The 21959-nt window shown below is 45.1% G+C and carries 17 protein-coding genes; 2 read left to right on the top strand and 15 right to left on the bottom strand.

Annotated elements, in window-relative coordinates; genetic code table 11:
* Positions 1 to 73: 73 nt before the first annotated feature.
* The 10 genes from C5Z26_RS00335 to C5Z26_RS00290 form a co-directional block, all read right to left on the bottom strand.
* Positions 74 to 1084 (bottom strand): diacylglycerol kinase, encoded by a 1011-nt coding sequence (locus C5Z26_RS00335; protein WP_105448073.1) that lies wholly within the window; start codon positions 1082 to 1084, stop codon positions 74 to 76.
* A gap of 39 nt (positions 1085 to 1123) precedes the next feature.
* Positions 1124 to 2548, bottom strand: a complete 1425-nt coding sequence (gene gatB / locus C5Z26_RS00330) for an Asp-tRNA(Asn)/Glu-tRNA(Gln) amidotransferase subunit GatB (protein ID WP_105448072.1) — start codon at positions 2546 to 2548, stop codon at positions 1124 to 1126.
* The gene (gatA, locus tag C5Z26_RS00325; protein WP_105448071.1) at positions 2548 to 4011 is read right to left on the bottom strand and encodes an Asp-tRNA(Asn)/Glu-tRNA(Gln) amidotransferase subunit GatA; all 1464 of its coding nucleotides are present in this window, start codon (positions 4009 to 4011) and stop codon (positions 2548 to 2550) included. Before gatA ends, gatB begins: the two co-directional genes overlap by 1 nt.
* Positions 4011 to 4325, bottom strand: coding sequence for an Asp-tRNA(Asn)/Glu-tRNA(Gln) amidotransferase subunit GatC (gene gatC, locus C5Z26_RS00320; RefSeq protein ID WP_105448070.1), 315 nt, complete (start codon positions 4323 to 4325; stop codon positions 4011 to 4013). The genes gatA and gatC overlap by 1 nt, the downstream gene beginning before the upstream one ends.
* 34 nt (positions 4326 to 4359) lie before the next feature.
* On the bottom strand, positions 4360 to 5535 hold the full coding sequence (locus tag C5Z26_RS00315; RefSeq protein WP_105450097.1) for a CamS family sex pheromone protein: 1176 nt from the start codon (positions 5533 to 5535) through the stop codon (positions 4360 to 4362).
* A 2-nt stretch (positions 5536 to 5537) separates the two neighbouring features.
* The gene (gene ligA / locus C5Z26_RS00310; protein WP_105448069.1) at positions 5538 to 7574 is read right to left on the bottom strand and encodes an NAD-dependent DNA ligase LigA; all 2037 of its coding nucleotides are present in this window, start codon (positions 7572 to 7574) and stop codon (positions 5538 to 5540) included.
* Between the two features lie 27 nt (positions 7575 to 7601).
* Positions 7602 to 9860, bottom strand: coding sequence for a DNA helicase PcrA (gene pcrA, locus C5Z26_RS00305; protein WP_105448068.1), 2259 nt, complete (start codon positions 9858 to 9860; stop codon positions 7602 to 7604).
* Between the two features lie 152 nt (positions 9861 to 10012).
* Positions 10013 to 11185, bottom strand: coding sequence for a 5-(carboxyamino)imidazole ribonucleotide synthase (locus tag C5Z26_RS00300; protein ID WP_105448067.1), 1173 nt, complete (start codon positions 11183 to 11185; stop codon positions 10013 to 10015).
* Between the two features lie 106 nt (positions 11186 to 11291).
* Entirely contained in the window at positions 11292 to 11873 is a 582-nt protein-coding gene (locus tag C5Z26_RS00295; RefSeq protein ID WP_105448066.1) for a xanthine phosphoribosyltransferase, read from the bottom strand.
* Between the two features lie 44 nt (positions 11874 to 11917).
* Positions 11918 to 12559 (bottom strand): glycoside hydrolase family 73 protein, encoded by a 642-nt coding sequence (locus C5Z26_RS00290; protein ID WP_105448065.1) that lies wholly within the window; start codon positions 12557 to 12559, stop codon positions 11918 to 11920.
* Between the two features lie 203 nt (positions 12560 to 12762).
* Between C5Z26_RS00290 and C5Z26_RS00285 the strand changes: the two genes are divergently transcribed.
* The gene (locus tag C5Z26_RS00285) at positions 12763 to 13737 is read left to right on the top strand and encodes a Gfo/Idh/MocA family protein (RefSeq protein WP_105448064.1); all 975 of its coding nucleotides are present in this window, start codon (positions 12763 to 12765) and stop codon (positions 13735 to 13737) included.
* Between the two features lie 65 nt (positions 13738 to 13802).
* Here the strand turns inward: C5Z26_RS00285 and C5Z26_RS00280 are convergent, their stop codons facing one another.
* A complete protein-coding gene (locus C5Z26_RS00280) occupies positions 13803 to 14714 on the bottom strand; it encodes a prenyltransferase (protein ID WP_105448063.1) in 912 nt (303 codons plus the stop codon).
* Positions 14715 to 14837: 123 nt separating this feature from the next.
* On the opposite strand from C5Z26_RS00280, the gene C5Z26_RS00275 reads away from it, so the two are divergent.
* Positions 14838 to 15815: a polyprenyl synthetase family protein gene (locus C5Z26_RS00275; protein ID WP_105448062.1), complete on the top strand. Its 978-nt coding sequence runs from the start codon at positions 14838 to 14840 to the stop codon at positions 15813 to 15815.
* 84 nt (positions 15816 to 15899) lie between these two features.
* On the opposite strand, the gene cydC is transcribed toward C5Z26_RS00275, so the two are convergent.
* From cydC to C5Z26_RS00255, 4 genes are all read right to left on the bottom strand, one after another.
* The gene (gene cydC, locus C5Z26_RS00270; RefSeq protein ID WP_105448061.1) at positions 15900 to 17645 is read right to left on the bottom strand and encodes a thiol reductant ABC exporter subunit CydC; all 1746 of its coding nucleotides are present in this window, start codon (positions 17643 to 17645) and stop codon (positions 15900 to 15902) included.
* The gene (gene cydD, locus C5Z26_RS00265; RefSeq protein WP_105448060.1) at positions 17642 to 19378 is read right to left on the bottom strand and encodes a thiol reductant ABC exporter subunit CydD; all 1737 of its coding nucleotides are present in this window, start codon (positions 19376 to 19378) and stop codon (positions 17642 to 17644) included. The genes cydC and cydD overlap by 4 nt, the downstream gene beginning before the upstream one ends.
* Positions 19379 to 19457: 79 nt before the next feature.
* Positions 19458 to 20453: a cytochrome d ubiquinol oxidase subunit II gene (cydB, locus tag C5Z26_RS00260; protein ID WP_105448059.1), complete on the bottom strand. Its 996-nt coding sequence runs from the start codon at positions 20451 to 20453 to the stop codon at positions 19458 to 19460.
* Positions 20446 to 21885, bottom strand: coding sequence for a cytochrome ubiquinol oxidase subunit I (locus C5Z26_RS00255; RefSeq protein ID WP_105448058.1), 1440 nt, complete (start codon positions 21883 to 21885; stop codon positions 20446 to 20448). The genes cydB and C5Z26_RS00255 overlap by 8 nt, the downstream gene beginning before the upstream one ends.
* Positions 21886 to 21959 lie beyond the last annotated feature (74 nt).

Raw genomic sequence — 21959 nt, 5'->3', positions numbered from 1 at the left:
TAGCCATTTTCCACTAACCGTGTTAAAAAAATTACCGTCCACCATTGTATCGGTAAACGGTAATTTAAGCAAGCTATTCAGTTTCTGAATCAGCCACGGCCTTTGGTAATTGGTCTACCGCAGAAACGAAATTACGTTCAGCATCTTGAATCTCAGGGTCCGTGATGGCTTCATCAGGAATCCGATCCGTATCCGCAAACATCTCGATATGTTGCTTCAAGTCACGGAAAATCATCGGCGCATCGCCGCCGTATCCCCCATCCAAGTTAATCATTAAGCGGTCAGCAACTGGCTTGGCTACCACCTTGTTAGTCTTCACATAAATAATACTAGGATCATTGATGTGCCGACCACCGTTTAAGACCAACGTCATCAAATGTAAAATTTTGGCGAGATTACTCGTCTTCACGATAATCATCGTAAATTTGCCATCATCCAACGATGCATCTGGAACAATTTGTTCAAAACCGCCGACTGAATTAGTCAAAGCTAAGAAAAACATCGATGCCTTGCCAGTGAAATGACCATCATCATATTTCAAGTCCATCTCAACGGGCTTCACCCGTGGCAATAACTCGGCGCCCTTAGCTAAGTAAGCCGCATAACCAAAGATTGATTTTAATTGTGACGGGACATCATAGGTCAATTCCGTCAATAGGCCCCCAGCAGCAATATTAATAAAATACTGCTCACCAGCTTGACCAATATCCATCTTAACTGTCTGATTCTTTAAAACAACTTTAGCCGCTGCCACGGGATCATTACGGGGAATACGTAACGCTCGAGCATAATCATTCGTCGTTCCAGCTGGGATAATTGCCATTTTAGGCCGCCGTTTCAGCCCCGCAATCCCATTAACCACTTGATTGATGGTCCCGTCACCGCCAGCGGCAACGAGTAATTCAAAGCCATCTTTCGCACACCGGCGAGCTTCATCAGCTGCTGAATTGGGTGCTGGCGTGGTGGCATAGGCACTGGTTTCGTACCCGGCTTGTTCAAAGATATCTAAAATTTCAACGAGGTCATGAGCCAAAGCTTCACGACCAGATGTCGGGTTATAAATGATTCGTGCCCGTTTACGCATGTTAATTCTTCCTCCGCGTCTGACCAAAATTTTTAGAACTTACCGTGCTTTTAAAGCCGTCATTAATAATTGGTTAACGACTTTGGGATTAGCTTGACCATGGGTTTGCTTCATGATTTGACCCACCAAGAAACCAACTGCCCGGTCTTTCCCATTCTTAAAGTCATCAATTGATTGTTGATTATTGCTCAAAACACCATCAATAATGGGTTGTAATTTAGCTGGATCTGACAATTGAACTAAACCTTTGTCGTTGACCCACTTAACCGGATCTTCACCTTGCATGATTGCCTTGAAGACTTTCTTCGCGATTTTACTTGAAATTGTTTCGTCCGTCAACATCTTAATCATACCAGCTAAGTTCTTTGGCGTAAGCTGCGTCGCTTGTAAATCGACCCGATTTTCGTTCAAGAACGCATTAACGTCCCCTTGCAAGTAGTTCGAAGTCAACTTAGGATCTGCGCCAGCCGCCACCGTGGCATCAAAGAAGTCTGACATTTCTTTAGTCTGGGTCAAAACACCGGCATCATATGCCGTTAAGCCAAAGTCGTGCACGTAACGTTCGCGCCGTGAGCCTGGCATTTCGGGTAAGTCACGCTTGATTGCAGCAATCCAGTCATCACTGATTTCAACAACGGGGACATCTGGTTCTGGGAAGTAACGGTAGTCATCGCTACCTTCCTTAACCCGCATTAAAATAGTTTGACCTGTGGTTTCATCAAAACGGCGGGTCTCTTGTTGAACTTTGCCACCAGACATTAAGACCCGTTGTTGGCGTTGTTCCTCAAATTCGAGGGACTTACGGACATAGTTGAAAGAGTTCAAGTTCTTCATTTCGGTTTTGACACCGTACTTATCTGAACCTGCTGGTCGAATCGAGATATTGACATCAACCCGCATTGACCCTTCTTCCATCTTAACATCGGAAACTCCGGTAAATTGCACCCGTTGCCGTAAGGCTTCACAGTAAGCATAAGCTTCTGCTGGTGAACTTAATTCTGGCTTCGACACGATTTCAATTAACGGTGTCCCTTGCCGGTTCAAATCCACGTAAGAATAGTCATTTTCATGGGTATTCTTACCAGCATCTTCTTCAATATGCATTTCTTCGATACCGATTCGTTTCTTTTCACCATCGACTTCAATTTCAAGCCAGCCATCATGAGCTAATGGTTTTTCATGCTGTGAAATTTGATAAGCTTTCGGATTATCTGGATAAAAATAGTTTTTACGATCAAAATAAGTTTCAGATTCAATCTGGGCATGTAAGGCCGTGGCCGTTTTAATCCCAGCTTCGACAACCCCTTGGTTAGCCGTGGGTAAAACCCCCGGATAGCCCCAGTCAATCACGTTCGTATTGGCATTAGGTTCCGCCCCAAATTGAACGGGTGACGGACTAAAGATTTTTGAATTGGTTTTTAATTCAACGTGGACTTCTAGCCCAATAGTCGTTTCAAAATTCATTAATGCGTCCCTCCTAACGTGGGTGTTGCTTGATGAAAGTCGGTCGCTTGCTCAAAGGCATAGCCCGCTTTATAAAGCGTGCTTTCATCAAAGGACTTCCCAATCAATTGTAAGCCTACTGGCATGCCATCGGCAAAGCCAGCTGGAATAGACATCCCTGGTAATCCAGCTAAGTTAACTGGAATTGTCAAGACATCATTCATGTACATCGTAATCGGGTCAGAAATTTCGTCACCCAACTTAAAGGCTGGTGTTGGCGCAGTTGGTCCGATAATCAAATCATAGTCTTCAAAGACTTTATTAAAGTCATTAATAATCATCGTCCGAATTTGTCCAGCTTTATGGAAATAGGCATCATAGTAGCCAGCTGACAATGAGAAAGTGCCCAGCATAATCCGCCGTTTAACTTCATCACCAAAACCTTCAGAACGACTCCGAACATAGACATCTTCTAGGTTCTTAACGTCTTGGGCCCGGAAACCATACCGAATTCCATCAAACCGTTGTAAGTTTGAAGAAGCTTCTGAGGACGCAATAATGTAGTAAGCAGCGACCCCATATCGACTATTTGGTAATGAGACTTCTTCAACTGTTGCCCCTAAAGCTTCAAACTGTTTAACAGCTGCTTGGATGACTGCCCGGACTTTAGGATCAATCCCGGCACCCATGTATTCCTTAGGTAACGCAATCTTCATGCCTTTAATATCGCCGGTTAATCCGGCGGTAAAGTCTGGCACAGCTCGTTTAGAACTCGTGCCATCGTGCGCATCATTACCAGCAATCAAGTTCAAGGCAGTTGCATTATCCTTAACCGTTCGCGTCATTGGTCCAATTTGGTCTAGTGATGACCCAAAGGCAATTAAGCCCCAACGTGATACCCGACCATAAGTGGGTTTCATCCCAACAATGCCGTTAAATGAAGCCGGTTGCCGAATTGAACCACCCGTATCAGAACCATAGGCAACCGGGACTTGACCAGCTGCGACTGCGACTGCTGAACCACCCGAAGAACCACCGGGGACCCGCGTCAAGTCCCAAGGGTTTTTCGTTACTTTAAACGCTGAGGTTTCAGTCGAACCACCCATGGCGAATTCATCCATGTTAGTCTTACCAACGATAATCATATCATGAGCTAACATCTGATCCACGACTGTGGCATTATAGACGGGCACAAAATTAGCCAGCATCTTAGAAGCTGCGGTGGTCGTGAGCCCTTTGGTAACAATATTATCCTTAACTGCAACTGGAATCCCAGCTAAGACATTGTCAGCGTTAATCCCATCAGCATCTAATTGTTGGGCCTTAGTTAACGCAGCCGCTTCATTCAAGCCTAGAAAAGCATCGACTTGGGCATCAGTTTTCGCCAAATTAGCAAAAGTTGCTTGCGTTAATTCGGTGGCGCTGAGCTTTTTAGCCACTAAATCTGCATGGAGACTTGTTAAATCTTGGTCAAAGAAATCCATTATTCACCGTCCCCACTTTCATCAATAATTGCTGGCACTTTAATTAGCCCATTTTGCGTTTCAGGGGCATTCGCTAATAAGGCCGCCCGGTCATCACTTTTAACAGCAACATCCGCGCGTAAGGCATTCCGTCGGTCACTCACTTGTGAAGTCACCGGAACCCCCGTCGTATCAACTGTGCTTAATTCTTCAAACATACCAATGATTTTTTCAAGTTGGCCCGTAAAAGTTTCAAGTTGTGCTGGTGTAAATTCAAGCTTCGCTAAGCTAGCCACATGGGCAACTTGTTCAGCATCAATGCGTTCTTCAGCCATCAATTTTCCTTCTTTCTACCAATTATCATTTAACTTAATTATTACCTTGATCACTAAAGACATGGGTGTAATAAGCGCTCCCTTTGGCGGTTCGAGCTAAGAAACTCTGAATATCACCATTCGCACTCTTAACCGTAATCTCAACCGGTACGCCTGATGGTAAGTAGCGTTTGGCAGCCGTTGCCAAGTATTGCGTAAAGCTGATGATTTCAGTCTCACTGTAGAACTTAGTCGTGATATTAACACTCAACTTACTCAATGACTTGTCTTTGTAGTGCGCATTAGCCGTAACGCCCGATAAGTTCGGGAAGAAGTTTTGAACATGCGTCTTAAAGGAACTGAAATCAGACGTATCCGTACTATTGGCACCGGCGTTCTTCGATTCAGTCGTTGCTGGGAAGACATAATTATTCCAATTAAGGGCTTTCCAATCACTAACACTGGTCGACCCGTTCTTAGAAACGGCATAAGCCACCATGTTCCCACCTACTAGACTATCATTTGAAGACTGCTTGTAAAGAGCCAAAACAATTGGCACGCTCTTCAAGGCCGACTTTTGCCGTAAGCGTTGTAAGACGGTATTAGCCATCCGCTTCCCTTGCGCTGTAAGTTCCGTCGTTGAGATATTGGTCTCATAGGTTGCGCCATATTCGACTTTCGTGTAGTAATCGACTGAGTTCAAACCTAACCCAACGGTCACGCCACCTAAGGTGAGCTTACTGCCACTTTGAATCATATAGTCTTGTTCTTCCAATTGTTGCAAATAAATTGGATTTCGCGTACTAGCACCGGTTTTCCCATTGCTAGCGGGGTTTAAGCCGGTCGCATTGCTCTTGGACTTGCGGCCCAACCAATCTTCAACCGTCGACGTGCTTAGATATTGCCCTTCTTGATAAACGTATTTACTGGTTGAGAATTCTTTCTTTGAAACGTCTAATAAACCCGTTTCAAAGCTCTTCAAGTTCATCACGTTATCATTTTGAGACACATTGACGCCCCGTGATTTGCTGGTCCGGTACTGGCCGTTTTTAATGACCCCTTGATAGAATTCTGAGTCTGTCGATCCGGTCGTGGTCGTGGTTTTCGACCCCGTTGTCGTGGTACTCGTGCTATTTGATCCAAATGACGAACTCTTTAAATTACCACAAGCGGCTAATACGATTGCGGCAACTGCCACTAAGCCAATCGTGCGTATGCGTTTGACATTCACGCTCATGCATCCTCCCTCATTGTTGTGCTGAACCGGGCTTCATCCCAAACCGTAATGTTCAACTGTTCTGCTTTTTGCAATTTACTGCCCGCGTCTTCACCCGCAATCACTAAATCAGTCTTTTTAGAAACACTGCCGGTCACGGTTGCCCCGTGTGCTTCTAACCACTGACTAGCATCCGTACGCGTGAACCGCTGTAGCTTCCCCGTTAAGACCACCCGTTTTCCAGCAAACCAACTGTCACTATCATTGGCAACCGTTGCACTGGGACCTTGGTAAGTGGTATTAACGTTAACAGCGTGTAACTCGGTAATTAAGGTTTGCACTGCCGTACTGCCGAAATACTGGACAACTGCATTGGCAATAATATCGCCCATCGAGTCAATCGCCGCAATTTCAGCTTGATCAGCAGTCATCAGCGCATCAATCGTGCCAAAGTGTTGCGCAATTAAGCGGGCAACCTTGGCGCCCACGTGCCGAATACCCAAACCAAATAATAATCGTTCAAGTGAATTATTGCGACTACGGTCAATCGCTGTCAAGAGGTTTTCAGCAGATTTATCTTTTACTTTATCTAAAGCGAGTAGTTGATCTTTCGTTAACCGATATAAATCAGCGACATCACTAATCAAGTGATTGGTATACAATTGTGCAATCAACTTAGGTCCTAAGCCCTCAATATTCATCGCATTACGTGATGCAAAGTGGACTAAGCCTTCTTGAACCTGAGCTGGACATTTCGGATTAATACACCTTAAGGCCACTTCATCTTCTAAATGAACCAACGGTGCCCCACATGAGGGACAATTGGTTGGAATTGCTAAAGCGACGGCTGCCGCTGGTCGTTTCGTCAAATCAACGGCTGAAATTTCTGGAATAATATCGCCAGCCTTATGCAACAATACCGTATCTCCAATCCGGACATCTTTGGCTTGCACATAGTCCGGATTGTGTAAGGAAGCTCGCGCCACCGTGGTACCAGCTAACTGCACCGGGGTCATAACGGCAGTCGGGGTAACGACCCCCGTCCGTCCAATCGTCCATTCAACGGCTTCTAATCGGGTCGGCTGTTCATCTGGTGGAAATTTAAACGCAATGGCCCAGCGTGGCACCTTAACCGTGGCTCCTAAGGCGCGCTGCAAGGGTAACGGATTGGCTTTGATCACAATCCCGTCAATCCCATAAGCTAAGTCCGCCCGTTTATTTTGATACTGGTCAATATAGTCAAAGACCTCAGTCATCGTATGAGCCACCTTGAACGTCGGATTAATCGCTAAGCCCAAGTCCGCAAACTCAGTTAACAAGTCACTTTGCGTCCGGGCCTTTAAGGGCGCATAGTCAGCGACATTATACATAAAAGTACTGAGTTGACGTTCAGCTGTCACCCGTGGATCTAGTTGGCGTAACGTCCCTGCAGCAGCATTTCTAGGATTCGCAAAGACACTCTCGCCAGCGGCTTCTCGTCGTTCATTCAGGGCCGCAAATGCAGCTTTAGGCATGTAACACTCGCCTCGAACTTCCACCGTTAACGGGCGTGTTAGTTGGTGTGGAATTGACGCAATCGTCATAATATTGCGTGTAATATCTTCGCCAACGGACCCATTACCACGCGTTGAACCTTGGACTAAACGCCCATTCTCATATTGTAAGGATAGTGCTAAACCATCAATTTTTAATTCGCAATTATAATCAAATGGGTCATCAACATTTTGGCGTAACCGCTCATCAAAGCTTTGTAATTCAGCTTGTGAGAATACATCGCCTAACGACAACATCGGAATCGGATGCGATACTTTGGCAAAACCAGCCTTGACCGTACCACCAACCAGTTGTGTGGGTGAATCTGGCGTGACTATGGCCGGAAAAGCCGTCTCTAAAGCCACTAACCGGGCATACACTTGGTCATAAACTGCATCGTCAACTTGGGGCGCATCATGATCATAGTAATCTTGCCGCCACTGATTCAGTTCAAGTCGTAATTGACCAGCCTCAGTTGCAGCACTAGCCGCGTCTAACTGTGTGATGGGCGTTTCTGCCATGTTAATTAACCTCCTCTAACAAAAATTCTAGGCTTGGACCTTTTTAATCGGTGCAAAGGCTGCGAGCAATCGTTTGATTCCTTCAGATTTAAACGCAATATCCAATTCAGCATCTTCGCCCGCACCGGTGACCTTAACCACCGTCCCAGTCCCCCACTTACGATGGGTTACCTTGTCGCCAATTGACCAGCTATTCTTATCAGCACCAGTACCGCTGGCCTTTTTAACCGTTGCCCGCGTGCCAACTGGGTGTTTCTTATAAGCTGGCGTCAACGCCTTCTTGGTTGCAAATGGGACATCTAATTGACTGCCTTGTGACCCATCTAACGTATTATCATTTTTAATCAAACTTTGATCGATTTCTTCCACAAAACGTGAGGCTTGATTACTTTGACGCCGCCCGTATAACATCCGTGAATACGCATTTGTCAGATACAACTTCTTTTCAGCCCGCGTAATCCCGACATAGGCTAATCGCCGTTCTTCTTCAAGCTCGTCTTCATCCATCATCGCCCGTGACAACGGGAAGATGCCTTCTTCCATCCCAATTAAGAAGACCACTGGAAATTCTAGACCTTTAGCAGCATGTAACGTCATTAACGTCACCGCTTGTGGTTCTTCTTCGACATTATCAACATCTGAAACTAACGCTAAGTCAGCTAAAAAGTCGACATACTTATCACTATCTTCTTCTTCTGGCTGGTAGCTATCATCAAATTGCTTCGTAACGGATAAAAATTCTTCAATATTTTCAATCCGGGCCTGGGCTTCAAGTGACTTGGTAGCTTTAGCGTTCTTTAACGCCTTCATATAGCCAGTCCGATTTAAAATTTCTTGCGTTAAATCTGTAACGGAGAGATACGCCCGCATTGCCCGTAATTCATTCAAGGTAGTAGCAAATTGGGTTAACGCCCCCTTAGCACGGGTAGAAATGCCATTCGCCATATCCACGTTGCTAGCGGCCTCTAACATCGAATAACCCGCTTCATCAGCAAAAGCCCGTAACTTATCGACACTCGTCTGACCGATGCCGCGTTTCGGTTCATTGACCACCCGTTCAAAGTTAAGTGAATCCTGATCATTGACAATCAAAGTTAAATACGCCAACACATCGCGAATTTCTTTACGATCGTAGAATTTATTGCCCCCGACCATCATGTATGGCATGTTCGCCTTAACTAAGGACTCTTCCATCACTCGTGACTGCGCATTCGTCCGATACAAAATAGCAAAATCACCATAATTATAATGATTTTCAGCCATTTCGGTTTGAATTTGTGCAATGACATAGTGAGTTTCGTCATTTTCACTTTGGCCCCGGTAATAAGAGATCTGATCACCAGTGGTATTTTCTGTCCATAATTTTTTCGGCTTACGCGTCGTATTGTTATTAATTACTTTATTAGCGGCTGCCAAAATTGTTTTGGTTGACCGGTAATTTTGTTCCAACATCACGCTATCAGCTTGGGGATAATCCTGCTCAAAGTTCAGGATGTTCTCCATATTGGCACCACGCCAGCCATAGATTGACTGGTCAGCATCACCCACGACACACAAGTTATGGTATTTATCGGCTAATAAATTGACTAACGTATATTGTGCATTATTGGTATCTTGATATTCATCAACGTGAATATAATGAAATTTATTTTGATACCAGCTTAACGTCTCAGCATCACTACGGAACAATTGAATGGTCAACATGATTAAGTCATCAAAATCAACCGCTTGATCCGCAGCTAATTCCCGTTGATACTGGGTGTAAACGTCCGCTACAATGCTCTCAAATGGACTAGCCGCAGCTTCTTGATACATTGCTGGCGTCTGTAAGTCATTCTTCGCATTCGAAATTGCTGATAGAATTGACCTGGGATCGAATTTTTTGGCATCAATATTTTGATCGTTCAAAATCCGCTTCACTAAGGTCCGTTGTTCGCTAGTCCCCGCAATGGTAAATGCGCGGTTATAGCCAATCTTATCAATATCGCGGCGTAAAATTCGCACACATAACGCATGGAACGTCGAGACCCAGACGTCACGGGCTGCTTCGCCTAATAAAGTTCCAACCCGGTCACGCATTTCACGAGCGGCCTTATTAGTAAATGTAATTGCTAAAACATTCCAGGGATTGACCCCACATTCTTCAATTAAATAAGCCACGCGATGCGTTAACACTCGCGTCTTGCCTGAGCCAGCGCCGGCCATAATTAATAGCGGCCCCTCAGTGTCTAAAACGGCTTCTTGTTGCTTGTCATTCATTCCAGCCAATAAGCTTTCTTTTGACACGCTGTTCGCCACCCTTTCTAAAAATCAGTCACCAAATATTATAGCAAATTTTGGCCGTCAATGCTTAGTTTTAGCGTGTAAAAACCACACTGAAACTCAAAAAATAGCCGTCTCGGCTCCTTGGCCTGACGACTATCTCATTTGATTCAAATTTAATCACGTTGCGCGTCACTATCAGCTGCATTCGTAGCAGCGCCTAAGCGCCAAATGCCAGTATCATCAACTTGATCCAAGGCATCTTTCACGCTATCGGCTTCAATTAAGACGTGCCCGGCTAATACCGCTTTTTCAGCTTGTAATTTTGTTCGATGGTAAAAATTAAAGAACCAATTTGGTTTAATCTGCCATTGCGTCCGAATCCCATTAAGTTGGGCTGACGTGAAGTAGACGGCCACAATCGGCATGACTTGTTTAATTGGCATTAATGGCAAGCCAGCGATTGCCCGCAAATGCTGCTCCGCCATGCTAATATTCGTCGCCCGGTCAAAGACGTACCCAGCCTGATGCATGGCCGGAACAATCCGTTTAATGTATAAATTACCACTGGCAGTTAAGAAAAAGGCCACTTCAAAAATCCCAGTATAAGTTAAATTATCGCTAATTTCAGTCGTAATTCGTAAGATTTCATCATTAACGGCGGCATCAATCTGCGCCGGGACAATCGTTTCCAATAAATCATGGTCACGATATCGATTCTCAACAATTGGGAAAAATTCTGTCGCCGTCGCCGTTTTTGCCACAATCACGGACAACTCTTTTTGATAAGGAATTAGTGATTCCAATAAATAAGTGCCCCAATCCAATAAATCAGCGGCTTTTACAATATCGGTCTGCGTCTTAATGACGAGTTGCCGATTTTGCCCTAATCCTTTTTGAATCGGCTTTAAAATGCTGGGGTACCCAATCGACCCAATTGATTGATAGACATCATCCAGACTAACAATCGTTGCTGAGGGCGCAACATTTAAGTTCAGTTGACTGAAAAAGGCCCGTTCCAATGATCGATCTTGCATGATTTCTAAGGCATCGGTTCCTTGAGGCACGCGGGTGTGCGCCGCTAAGAAACTAACAACTGATGCATCAATCGTTTCAGATTCATACGTTACCATATCGCAACGTTCCGCAAAATTCTGTAATTGTTGCTGATCCTTTAGGGCCCCGACAACGCGAAAATCTGCCAGTTCCATGGTCTCAGTATTTTCATTATCACCGTAAACCCCGACATTAATGCCAGCATTACGCGCGGCAATTACCAATCCAACACCGTTGGTACTATTGCCAATAACACCTAAAGTACCGCCTGGATTTAAAACTGAGTTGTCCACATCCGTCCCTACTTTCTTGTCAATAAATAGTCATCTAATTAAAAAGCTTATCTGTTTATAATCATACGTTTCACCCGCGTTGCTTGCAAGTTTTAATCATGTTTACCTACGCTTGTTCAGAAGCAAAGTGAACCCGATCGCCTTCAAATGAGGTGATTTGTGCTAAGGATTCTAGGCGGACGCCCCGTTTTTCAACTAATTGGTGCCCAGTCTGGAAGACTTTTTCGATGACAATCCCAACTCCAGCAATGGCCGCCTGCGCTTGATCACAAATATCAAACAACCCTTGAACGGCTTGTCCATTTGCTAAGAAGTCATCAATAATCAAAACCTTATCCGTTGCACTTAAAAATTTCTTGGAAATCGAAATATGATTCGACGTTTTTTTAGTATAAGAGTAGACTTCCGCAGTAAATAGATCGTCAACCAAGGTGACTGACTTGTGTTTCCGGGCAAAGACCACTGGCACGTGCAATTGCAGGCCGGTCATCACGGCGGGGGCAATCCCAGATGATTCCACCGTCAAAATCTTAGTGATTCCCATTTCACGGAATAACTGCGCAAATTCAGACCCCATTGCAAACATTAGGTCCGGATCGACCTGATGATTTAAAAATCCATCCACTTTTAACACTTCGCCAGGTAAGACCCGACCGTCCTGTAAAATCCGTTGTTCAAGCTGTTGCATAGCGTCCTCCTGATGATGTGATATTTTTTATTATAAAACACTTACTACTTATCATACCTTTGTAAGTTATATTTTTGAATAATATTAATTAATTTTTGGTCATAATTCGGATCAGTTGCGTAGCCCGCAGTGACCAAAGCCCGTGCCGCCGTCTGATAATCTTTGGCCTGAATGACCGCCTGATAATGAGTCGCATCCCAACTCGGCCCATTGGCAAGTCGTTTGGCATGACCAACCATTGACGCATCCCAACTTGAATAGACCCGAAACCGTTGTTTAACCTGATGATAAGCCCCATCATAATATTCCTTGGTCATCATTAATTTGCCTGGTTCAGCGGCTGTTGCCTTAACCCCGAATAAATTATAATTCTTAGTGGCATTAGTACTTTGACCCCAATCCGATTCTAAAATGGCTTGACTCAAACTAATACTCGCTAACACATGGTATTTTTTCTGCATGCGCTGGGCAGATGGTGCGAGCTTTTTGATAAAGCCAGCATGCGTCGTCACCGCTGGCTGTGCTTTAGCTGTCGTGGTTGGTTGTGACTGGTGCCCTCTGACTAGCCAGACAACCCCACCAATCAGACAACATAGAATAAAAATATTCAACCATTGCGGTTGACCATGGTGGACTAATAAGCCACCCGTATCACCTTTGGCCCGCCGTTTAATTTTGAATGCCATTCATCCGCTCCCTTCGTCGTACCACTTGTCGCCGACTAACTCACCTATGTACTCACGCAACCGACACCTCACTGGCATCAGCAGCTACCTCTATTCTACAGACTTTCATCACAGAATAAAATATCGGTTAGCGGATTGCTAAAACTTTTTCACCTGCTAAACTAGAGACAGACCAAACTCGAATTTTAAGGAGGACTTTTTTCATGTCAAAAACTTATCGGTGGGCTATTGTTGGGCTTGGCAATATTGCAACCCAATTTGTCACTGCCTTTGATCAACCAGATGGTGAACTGTATGCCGTTTGTTCACGTTCGCAAGCCAAAGCCACGACCTTTGCGCACGACCATGGTATCCCGAAAGCTTATAGCGATTTAACAACGTTATTAGCGGATGACCAAGTCGACATTGTGTATGTCGCCACGCCACACAACTATCATATCGACACGATTCTACCAGCGCTTCGAGCCGGCAAACACGTCCTTAGCGAAAAAGCCATTACTTTAACTAGCGCTGAACTCGCTGAAGCCACCGCCCTCGCCACCAAAAATCACTTGATATTAACTGAAGCAATGACCCTTTATCACATGCCATTGTATCAAAGACTGCATGATTTTGCGGCTGAACGCGAATTAGGCGCTTTGAAAATGGTTCAGGCTAGCTTCGGTAGCTTCAAAGATCCCGATCCGACTAACCGGTTCTTCAATCCCCAACTTGCTGGCGGCGCCCTACTTGATATTGGCGTCTACGCCCTCGCTTTTGTCCGTGAATTTTTAACGGCAACGCCCGTGATTACTGGGACAACGATGCATCGTTTCAGTAGTGGCGTGGATGAAGCCGAAACGATTACACTCCGAACGGCGCATGATGAACTCGCAACGGTGGCTTTAACGTTTCGCGCTAAGATGCCCAAACAAGGCATCGTCGCCTACGAAAATGGGTTTTTCACGATTGATTCTTACCCCCGGGCCGACCAAGCGCGTTTCACCGCCGCTAATGGCGCAACTGAACTCATCCAAGCCGGTACAACTGCACAAGCCATGGCTTATGAAATTGCTGACATGCAAAAAACGGTCGCCGGTCAACTCGCCAACACAACGTTAGCCAAGACAACGGATGTGATGGCCGTCATGACCGCCGCGCGTAATCAATGGGATTATCGGTATCCTTTTGAAAAATAAAGCTTAAAACGCCATAATTTAGGTACCCGACACAGTTTGTGGGCCTAAGTTATGGCGTTTTGCCGTTAAACGATGAGCCCGATTCCCATAAAAACGATAAATGATAAACAAATTAATGTTGCATTCTTAATGGATAAGCTAAAGGTCTCCCGTTTGACTTGTTTTTGCATAAAGACACGCGTATTTTTGAAAACTGGGATAGCACTTAACAAGGTCAGCAAGCTTAACGGCGGTAAAACACCCAGCCCAACCGCGCCGACTAAGCAACCATAACCGGCAACATAACTCCAGGCAAAGACTTGCAGCATCACTGGCTTGCCTAGATAATACAAAATCGTGTGTCGGCCCAAGGCTAAGTCTTCGGCCTGATCACAAATATTATTGGCCAGCATAATATTGGCAATGGCAAAAATTGCTAAGCCAGACGCCACCAATACTTTCAGACTTGCACCCCAGGTCAACGGGGCGACATCAAACGTATTTATATAGACGGCAATCCAAAAAATCATGAAACCCATGGTAAATCCTGAAAAGAATTCACCAAACGGTCCCGTTGAAATTGGCTTGGGACCACCGGCATAAAAATACCCGACAGCATATGAGTAAACGCCCATCCACAATAGCGGCCACCCCGTCTTAGTCACTAACCACAGGCCCAAAAGTAATGACAGCCCCGCCAAGCCAAAAGTCACAGTGCGTGCTTGGCGAATCGAAATCTGCTGCACCCCGACGACATTAGTCGCTTCCAAAAAGTCCTGATTATCCACATTACGTGGCGCATGGATAAAATCCTGATAGTTATCATTGGCATTAGTCGCCATATGGAATAACGAAGATGCCACAAAGAACAAACTCAGATAGCCCAAATGAATTTGATGATAGTTATAGCTTGCGTACAAACTGCCTAAAACAAATGGTAAAATGCTAGCAATCAACGACTTAATCTCCACAAATTCCAGAAAAACTTTCGGTTTCAAGAAAATGCCTCCCCCTTTTATTTGACAACGTTTCCAGTTATTTGTACCTTTAATATAGATTGTATTTTAGAATAGGTGGGGCTGCAAGGGTTGATTCAGCCCACCCGTATGGAGTGACGGTGCATGATTCAAAATATTTGGCGGTCCAATACTCAAATTCACGACCAATTAACAGCGCTAAAACCTTATTTACTGGCAAATGTGCAGATTGATAATGCGGCCATCAATGACCGGGTGCACACGCTATTAGCCGCTGGCGGTAAATTTTTACGCCCAGGCTTCTTTTATTTATTCAGCCAATTTGGCGCTGATCAAGATCCAGTCCGGTTACAAGCTGGTGCGGCGGCAATGGAGCTTTTACATGTTGCCACCTTAATTCATGATGATGTCATTGATGAAGCCCCTAAGCGCCGACAAATTACGACTATTCACCAAGATTACGGACAACGCAATGCCATTTATGCGGGCGATCTCTTATTCACGTGTTACTTCGACCAAGTCGTCTTATCTGCCCGTACCCCTGCTGATGTGAAGCGCAACACTGCTGCCATGCGGGCAGTGTTACAAGGTGAGCTAGATCAAATGGCCCATAACTTTCAACCGACCACTACGCTTAATGACTATTTACAAGTCGTCGCAGGTAAAACAGCCCGCTTATTCAGCCTCAGTTGCCAGCAAGGTGCACATTTAGCCGTGGCACCAGCTGCTGTGGAAACCTTGGCACAACAAATCGGTCAACAACTTGGTCTTGCCTATCAAATGTTAGATGATATTCTGGACTACACCGGTGATGAAGCCTTGACCCATAAACCGGTCTTGGCTGATTTAAAGGTGGGGGTCTATTCCTTGCCTTTAATCTATGCGCTACAACGTGACCCGAGCTTGGCACAACAGCTTCCCATGCCAGGCAGTCACCCAACTAATCAGGACCTGCTCGCAATTCGCGACCAAGTGATTGCCTTAGGCGGGGTCACGCAGACCCAACAATTGGCTACCACGTATACACAACAAGCCTTAAGCCTGATTAATCGCTTACCCGCCGGCAGCAGTCAACAAGCCCTAAGACACCTCGTGACACAATTGTTAGTTCGCAACCATTAATCCAAGGCCTAAAAGGTGATTTAACCCAAAAAATGCGGCAAGAATTCATAAGATTCTTGCCGCATTTTTTGGCCTAAGTTAATGTCAAGCATCACGACCGCGGTCTAAATCATACAACCGCTTAAATCGCGGCGCAGTTGCATATAATTCGGCAGGCGTCCCAGCCATATCGAACCGTCCCGCCTCTAAAAAGCGCACTTGATCAACATAATCAATCCCAGCTAAATGATGAGTCACCCAGAGAATGGTTTTATCTTGTAACACCCGAAAAATAGTAGCTAACAAATGTGCTTCTGTAATCGGATCTAGGCTAACTGTAGGTTCATCCAAAATGATAATCGGCGCATCTTGTAATAAAATACGCGCCAAGGCCATCCGTTGGCGTTCACCGCCCGAAAACCGGGTCCCGCCTTCTTCGACTAGCGTCGCCATTCCCGCTGGTAACGCATCGATTAACGGTCCTAATTCCACTGCAACTAACGCGGCTTTAACGGCCGCATCCGTGGCCTGCAAATTCCCCATGCGCACATTATTTAGAATACTCGTATTGAACAAATAAGGTTGCTGGTCTAAGACGCCAAACAAAGCAGCTCGCGCCGTTTGCAAGCGACTAATCGGCACATCGTTTAACTGGATAGTCCCAGCATTGGGTGTCAAATCACCTAAAATCAATTTAAGTAACGTGCTCTTGCCAGTGCCAGAAGGCCCGAGTAAGGCCACTTTTTCACCAGCTTGCAGCGTTAAATCCAAATGGTCAAAAATAGCTGGTTGGGTGGCGTCATATTGAAAGCCAAGCTGAGTCACCCGCAGTGTTTGGAATGGTTCAGTGAGTTGTGTCTGTTGCGACTCATCTGGTGGCGTCGTATCCAGCTGATTAACCCGCTTAATCGACCGTTGGTAGCTGGGCCACTCGCTGACACCTTGACTAACTGACTGAAACGCATCAACTAACGGAAAGACCGATAACACAAAGGCAGCAATCCAGTTAACGCTAGCCGGATTAGTGGTCCAATACAAGCTACTCCACCCTAATAAGGCCAAGCAAATCACACCGAACAATAATTGAATGGTAAAATCACGCCACCATTGAAATTGATGGTCCGCTTGCCGGAGTGCTTCTATTTGCTCGATGGGTGCTGTTTGCTGCGCATTAAAATCCGCTTGACGCCCAGCAATCACCCAGTCACTGAGTCCCATCACTGAATCGGTCAATTGCGTATAAAATTGTTGTTGAATTTTACGACTTTTGGCTTCCCTAGCACCATTGATTAAGACGGACCACAATGGCATCACGACCACGATTAGCCCTAATAAGACTACCATCAATAACCCGAACCACCAGCTGAAATAGCCGAGTGCAAGTACAATTATCACGTACATGGTCCACGCAATAACTGTTGGAAAAACTGTCCGCAAATAGAGGTTTTCAATGTGATCAATATCATCGGCCAACAAACTTAAGACATCTCCAGTTTGAAAATTCTGCCGAATGGCGACGGCTTGTTTAGCCACCGCTTGATAGAGCTTCTTCCGAAAATCTGAGACGATTCTTAAAACCCAGTTATGGCTCGTAATCCGTTCCGCATACCGAAATGCTGGCCGGCCGATACCGAAAGCTCTAGTCAAGACAATCGGGACGTAAATCAATAAAATATTTTCTGGTCGTTGCGCCGCACGACTGATTAAATAGCCTGAATTGAACATTAATGCCGAGCCACAGAAAAAAGTCATCAGACCTAAAAAGAGCGTAAGTGCTAGTAATTTCTTATATTTGCGGAGGTACGGCATCACCCAAGTATCATGTTGAAACGTGGCAAAAAAGTTTTTCATTCGGTCGCACCTCCCATTTCAGTCCATAGCCGTTGATACGGTCCGGCGTGTGTTGCTAATTGCGCTGGCACCCCTTGTTCAACGATACGACCATGTGACAAGACCAGCACATAATCCATTTGATTCAACCAATGTAATCGATGTGTTGCAAAAAAGACCAAATGTTGATCAAATACTGGCAAAATCGTTTGTTTTAAGGCCGCTTCAGTCTCAATATCTAAATGCGCTGTCGGTTCATCAAATAATAAAATCTGCCGTGAATTATCTAAGAACGCGCGGGCCAACGCAATCCGTTGTGCTTGACCGCCACTGACCCCTCGCGCGCCTTCCCCAATTGGCGTGGCTAGCCCTGCTGGCAAAGTCTGTAACCAAGCCGTTAAGCCGGCTCGCTCAGCAGCTTGGGCAATTGCAGTCGGTGTCGCCTGTGGCTGATAAAAAGCGATGTTTTCAGCGACAGTCGCATGGAACAAGTACGGATTTTGTGGAATATAGAAAAAGCTTTGTTGCCAAGCAGTCTGATCAAGATGTGGAATCGGTTGCCCATTAACTGCCAGCGTCCCCTGGTTCGGGGTGGGCGTCAAAAAGCCACCTAATAACTTAATCAAGGTTGACTTGCCAGAACCTGAGGCCCCAATAATCCCAATTCGCTGGTAACCTTTAGCCGTAAAATCGAGGTTCGTTAAGGCTAACTGATCAGTCGTGTACCCAAAATCGACAGCTTTCAAACTTAACGTACTATCTGCTTGCCAAGTTAACGGCGTCGTGCCTAGTTGGGCTTGTTGCGTCGGTAACGGTAATGCCAGCATCGTCTTAACGGCGGTAAACGCATTTTTACCATTTAAGGTTGCATGGTAGTCATTAGCGAACGTTCGCAGGGGCAAAAAGTAATCTGGTGCTAAGACTAGAATCACTAGCGCCGGCAATAAGGTAATCGTGCCATTAATTAAGCCAAAGCCTAAAAAGACGGCAACCACTGCAATGGATAACGTCGTGAAAAAATCCAAGGCAAACGTCGATAACATGGCTACTTTAATGACTGCCAGTGTTTGCTGACGATAACTTTCGCTTACTTGATACACATTCTTGGCATAGCGCTTACTCAAGCCCAGCTGTTTTAACGTCGGTAACCCACGCAACGTATCAACAAAATGATTGGATAATCGCTGATAACCTGCATATTGCCGATCTGCCTTGGCCTGGGCCGCATACCCAAGAATAATCATAAATAAAATAATTAATGGAAAAATGGCCAATAGAAACAAGGCTTCCCGCCAGCGTAAAAAGGCAATATAAATTAAAATCACCCAGGGAATCACCATCATATCAATCACTTTAATGACGACCAACATCAAATACGTCTGAACTTTATCAAGCCCCTCTAAGGCAGTCGTCACCACGTTACCCGTGCCCATTTTGGCGACATAGCTCGGTCCTAAGCGATAAAGCTTTTGCATGACTTGGCGCCGTAATGCCCCAGTCGTCTTGGCAACCAGTGGATACATCAAATGATTCTTAATGACCACTAACAATTGTCGGCCCACCCACGCAATGGCAAAAAACAACATTGGTCGTAAGACAGTTGTCAACGCTTGGCGCCGCCATAGGCCCACAATTGCCACCGCCAAAAACTGGGCTTGCATGATAATACAGATTCCCTCAAATAACGCCAACACCGTCAATAACACGGCGAGTCGGCGCATGCCTGGAAGCTTAAATAGTGCTGGATCAAACATTGACCATCCCTCCTCACTCAAAAATCACAAAAGATCGTGACTTATTCATTGCTAAGTCACGATCTGATTCAAACAACTTTTACGATGCTAGGCGCTTATAAAATACCCAATAACTCCAGATAAAGTAAGCCAACATAATCGGTAACACCGTCAGAGTAATGATAGTCATCACATGTAGCGTATATGGTGAATTCGACGCATTCTTAATTAGAATACTGTGAGCGGCATTGTTGGCAACCATCACCCGTGGGAACAGGCCATTAAACAATAAGACCACGACATCAATCAATGATAAGCCACTGCCGATAAAGGATAACCATTCATGATTGCCATATACACCCCACGTCGCTAAGACCGTCAACGCCACTAGGGCAACCACTAAAATCAACGTTGACACTGGCCGTTTCGTGAAAAAGTCGGTATTGAAATAGAGTAAGACTGCGAACAAGACCTCACCAGCGAACAAGACCCAATAAAGGGGTTTAGCCCACTGAAGTGCGCGCTGCCGTAAAGTTCCCGTCGTCTTTAACCGAATAAAATTCAAGCCATGTAAGTAACATAGTAAGGTAACCGCCACCCCACCAACTAACGTGAACGGATTGACGTAATCCGTAAAGTGGGCGGTGAGATTACCATTTGCATCAATCGGCATCCCTTTAACGAGCGCAGTGAACATCATGCCAAACAAGAATGCGGCACAAAAGCTACCAATTGCAGCGGCCCATTCCCAAAAGTTGCGGCCAGCAGCAGTTGCCATCCGACTCCGAAATTCAAAGGAGACGCCACGCATAATTAAAGCCACCAGAATAAATAACAGAATTAGATAAAAGCCAGAAAATAATGACGCATACCACATTGGAAACGATGCAAACATGGCACCACCGGCAGTGATCAACCAAACTTCGTTAGCGTCCCAGTGCGGACCAATCGTATGAATCACAACATCCCGTTCTTGCCTTGTTTGGGCTAAGCTCTTAATCGTCATCCCAACCCCAAAGTCAAATCCTTCTAAGAAGAAGAAGCCACTAAACAAAACGCCAACTAACACAAACCATAAGAATTGTAAGTTACTCATGACTGAAGGCCCCCTTGCCGTATGGATCATATGGTGCATCATCGGCCGCTTGTAACAAATCATCCGGACCCTGACGTAACGTCCGCCGTGATAAGACAATCATAACAACGCCTAAGCCACTGAATAAACAGAAGTAAATGATATTTGAAATCAATAGTGACGCCACGCTCACATTTGGTGAGACGGCATCCGCGATTGTTAACAACCCATAAACGACCCATGGATAACGACCTAATTCAGTAATGAACCAGCCCGCCGTATTCGCAGCAAATGGTAAGAACGTACAGATTCCTAAAACCCATAAGAACCAACGCTGCCGTTCAATCAACGTTGAACTGGCACGGTTAAAGAATAAGCCGACAATCGCAATTAACGCGAATAGGCCGCCAGACACTGCCATGACCCGGAAACTCCAGAATAATGTTTTAGCTGGGACATAGTAATTCATGCTTTTACCAAATTTATGATCATACTTCGCATGTAATTCTTTGTTCAGCCGGTTTTGGCCCTTTACATTCCCACTTAACTTATGATAGCTCAAGATATCTAAGACATACGGCACTTCAATTGACCATTTGGCTTGGTGATTTTTGGTATCTAAGCCCTCAATAATCGCCCAAGGTGCCGGTGAGCCTGAATCCTTATACAACCCTTCAGTCGCTGCAAACTTCATCGGCTGTTCTTTAATAATATAACGGGTTTGCAAATCGCCCATGCCAACCACCCCAATGGTCGCAATCAGACCAACGAGTAAACTGATCGTGATAGATTTGCGGAAGAACTGAACGTTTCGTTTTTTGAGTAAACCAAACGCTGCCATCCCCGCCACAACAAAGGCACCGGTTACGAAAGCGCCAAACAACACATGGGGTAATTCATACCATAACTGTGGATTTTTAATGACCGCTGAAAAACTGGTCATTTGAGCCCGGCCAGTTTTGGCATTAATCATAAACCCAACGGGATTTTGCATGAAACTATTCGCCGCTAAAATCCACATTGCGGAAATCATCGTCCCAATGGCAGTTAGCCAAATGAACGCACAATGAATTCCTGCGTTAAATCGATCCCAACCAAACATCCACAGGCCAATAAACGTTGACTCCATAAAGAACGCCACCAACGCTTCGATTGCCAATGGCGCACCAAAAATATCACCCATAAACCGTGAATAATCTGACCAATTCATCCCAAATTGAAATTCTTGAATAATCCCAGTAACAACACCAACGGCAAAGCTAAGTAAAAAGATTCGTCCCCAGAATTGCGCCATATGTTTATATAACTCATCCTTCTTAACAACGTAAATTGTTTCCATAATAGCGACGATTAAAGCTAACCCAATTGATAATGGCACAAAGAAAAAATGAAATACCGTCGTCATCGCAAACTGAAAACGAGCTAAGGATAAAATACTCAATCCTAAATTCATGGTGGTCCCCCCTTTAATGCGACTGTTAGATTCCCCAAAAAGTAAGCGGAATCAATAACTTTGCCTTTATCATA

This window comes from Lactobacillus sp. CBA3606 (assembly GCF_002970935.1).
In the GTDB taxonomy this organism is placed as follows: Bacteria; Bacillota; Bacilli; order Lactobacillales; family Lactobacillaceae; genus Lactiplantibacillus.
This window is presented reverse-complemented; position numbering and strand designations above follow the sequence as displayed.

Coding starts and splice junctions, on each gene's coding strand:
- gatB (WP_105448072.1), bottom strand. CDS start 2,548: ATGAATTTTGAAACGACTATTGGGCTAGAAGTCCACGTTGAATTAAAA.
- C5Z26_RS00285 (WP_105448064.1), top strand. CDS start 12,763: ATGTCAAAAACTTATCGGTGGGCTATTGTTGGGCTTGGCAATATTGCA.
- cydC (WP_105448061.1), bottom strand. CDS start 17,645: ATGAAAAACTTTTTTGCCACGTTTCAACATGATACTTGGGTGATGCCG.
- C5Z26_RS00290 (WP_105448065.1), bottom strand. CDS start 12,559: ATGGCATTCAAAATTAAACGGCGGGCCAAAGGTGATACGGGTGGCTTA.
- ligA (WP_105448069.1), bottom strand. CDS start 7,574: ATGGCAGAAACGCCCATCACACAGTTAGACGCGGCTAGTGCTGCAACT.
- C5Z26_RS00295 (WP_105448066.1), bottom strand. CDS start 11,873: ATGCAACAGCTTGAACAACGGATTTTACAGGACGGTCGGGTCTTACCT.
- C5Z26_RS00255 (WP_105448058.1), bottom strand. CDS start 21,885: ATGAATTTAGGATTGAGTATTTTATCCTTAGCTCGTTTTCAGTTTGCG.
- cydD (WP_105448060.1), bottom strand. CDS start 19,378: ATGTTTGATCCAGCACTATTTAAGCTTCCAGGCATGCGCCGACTCGCC.
- C5Z26_RS00335 (WP_105448073.1), bottom strand. CDS start 1,084: ATGCGTAAACGGGCACGAATCATTTATAACCCGACATCTGGTCGTGAA.
- C5Z26_RS00275 (WP_105448062.1), top strand. CDS start 14,838: ATGATTCAAAATATTTGGCGGTCCAATACTCAAATTCACGACCAATTA.
- gatC (WP_105448070.1), bottom strand. CDS start 4,325: ATGGCTGAAGAACGCATTGATGCTGAACAAGTTGCCCATGTGGCTAGC.
- gatA (WP_105448071.1), bottom strand. CDS start 4,011: ATGGATTTCTTTGACCAAGATTTAACAAGTCTCCATGCAGATTTAGTG.
- cydB (WP_105448059.1), bottom strand. CDS start 20,453: ATGAGTAACTTACAATTCTTATGGTTTGTGTTAGTTGGCGTTTTGTTT.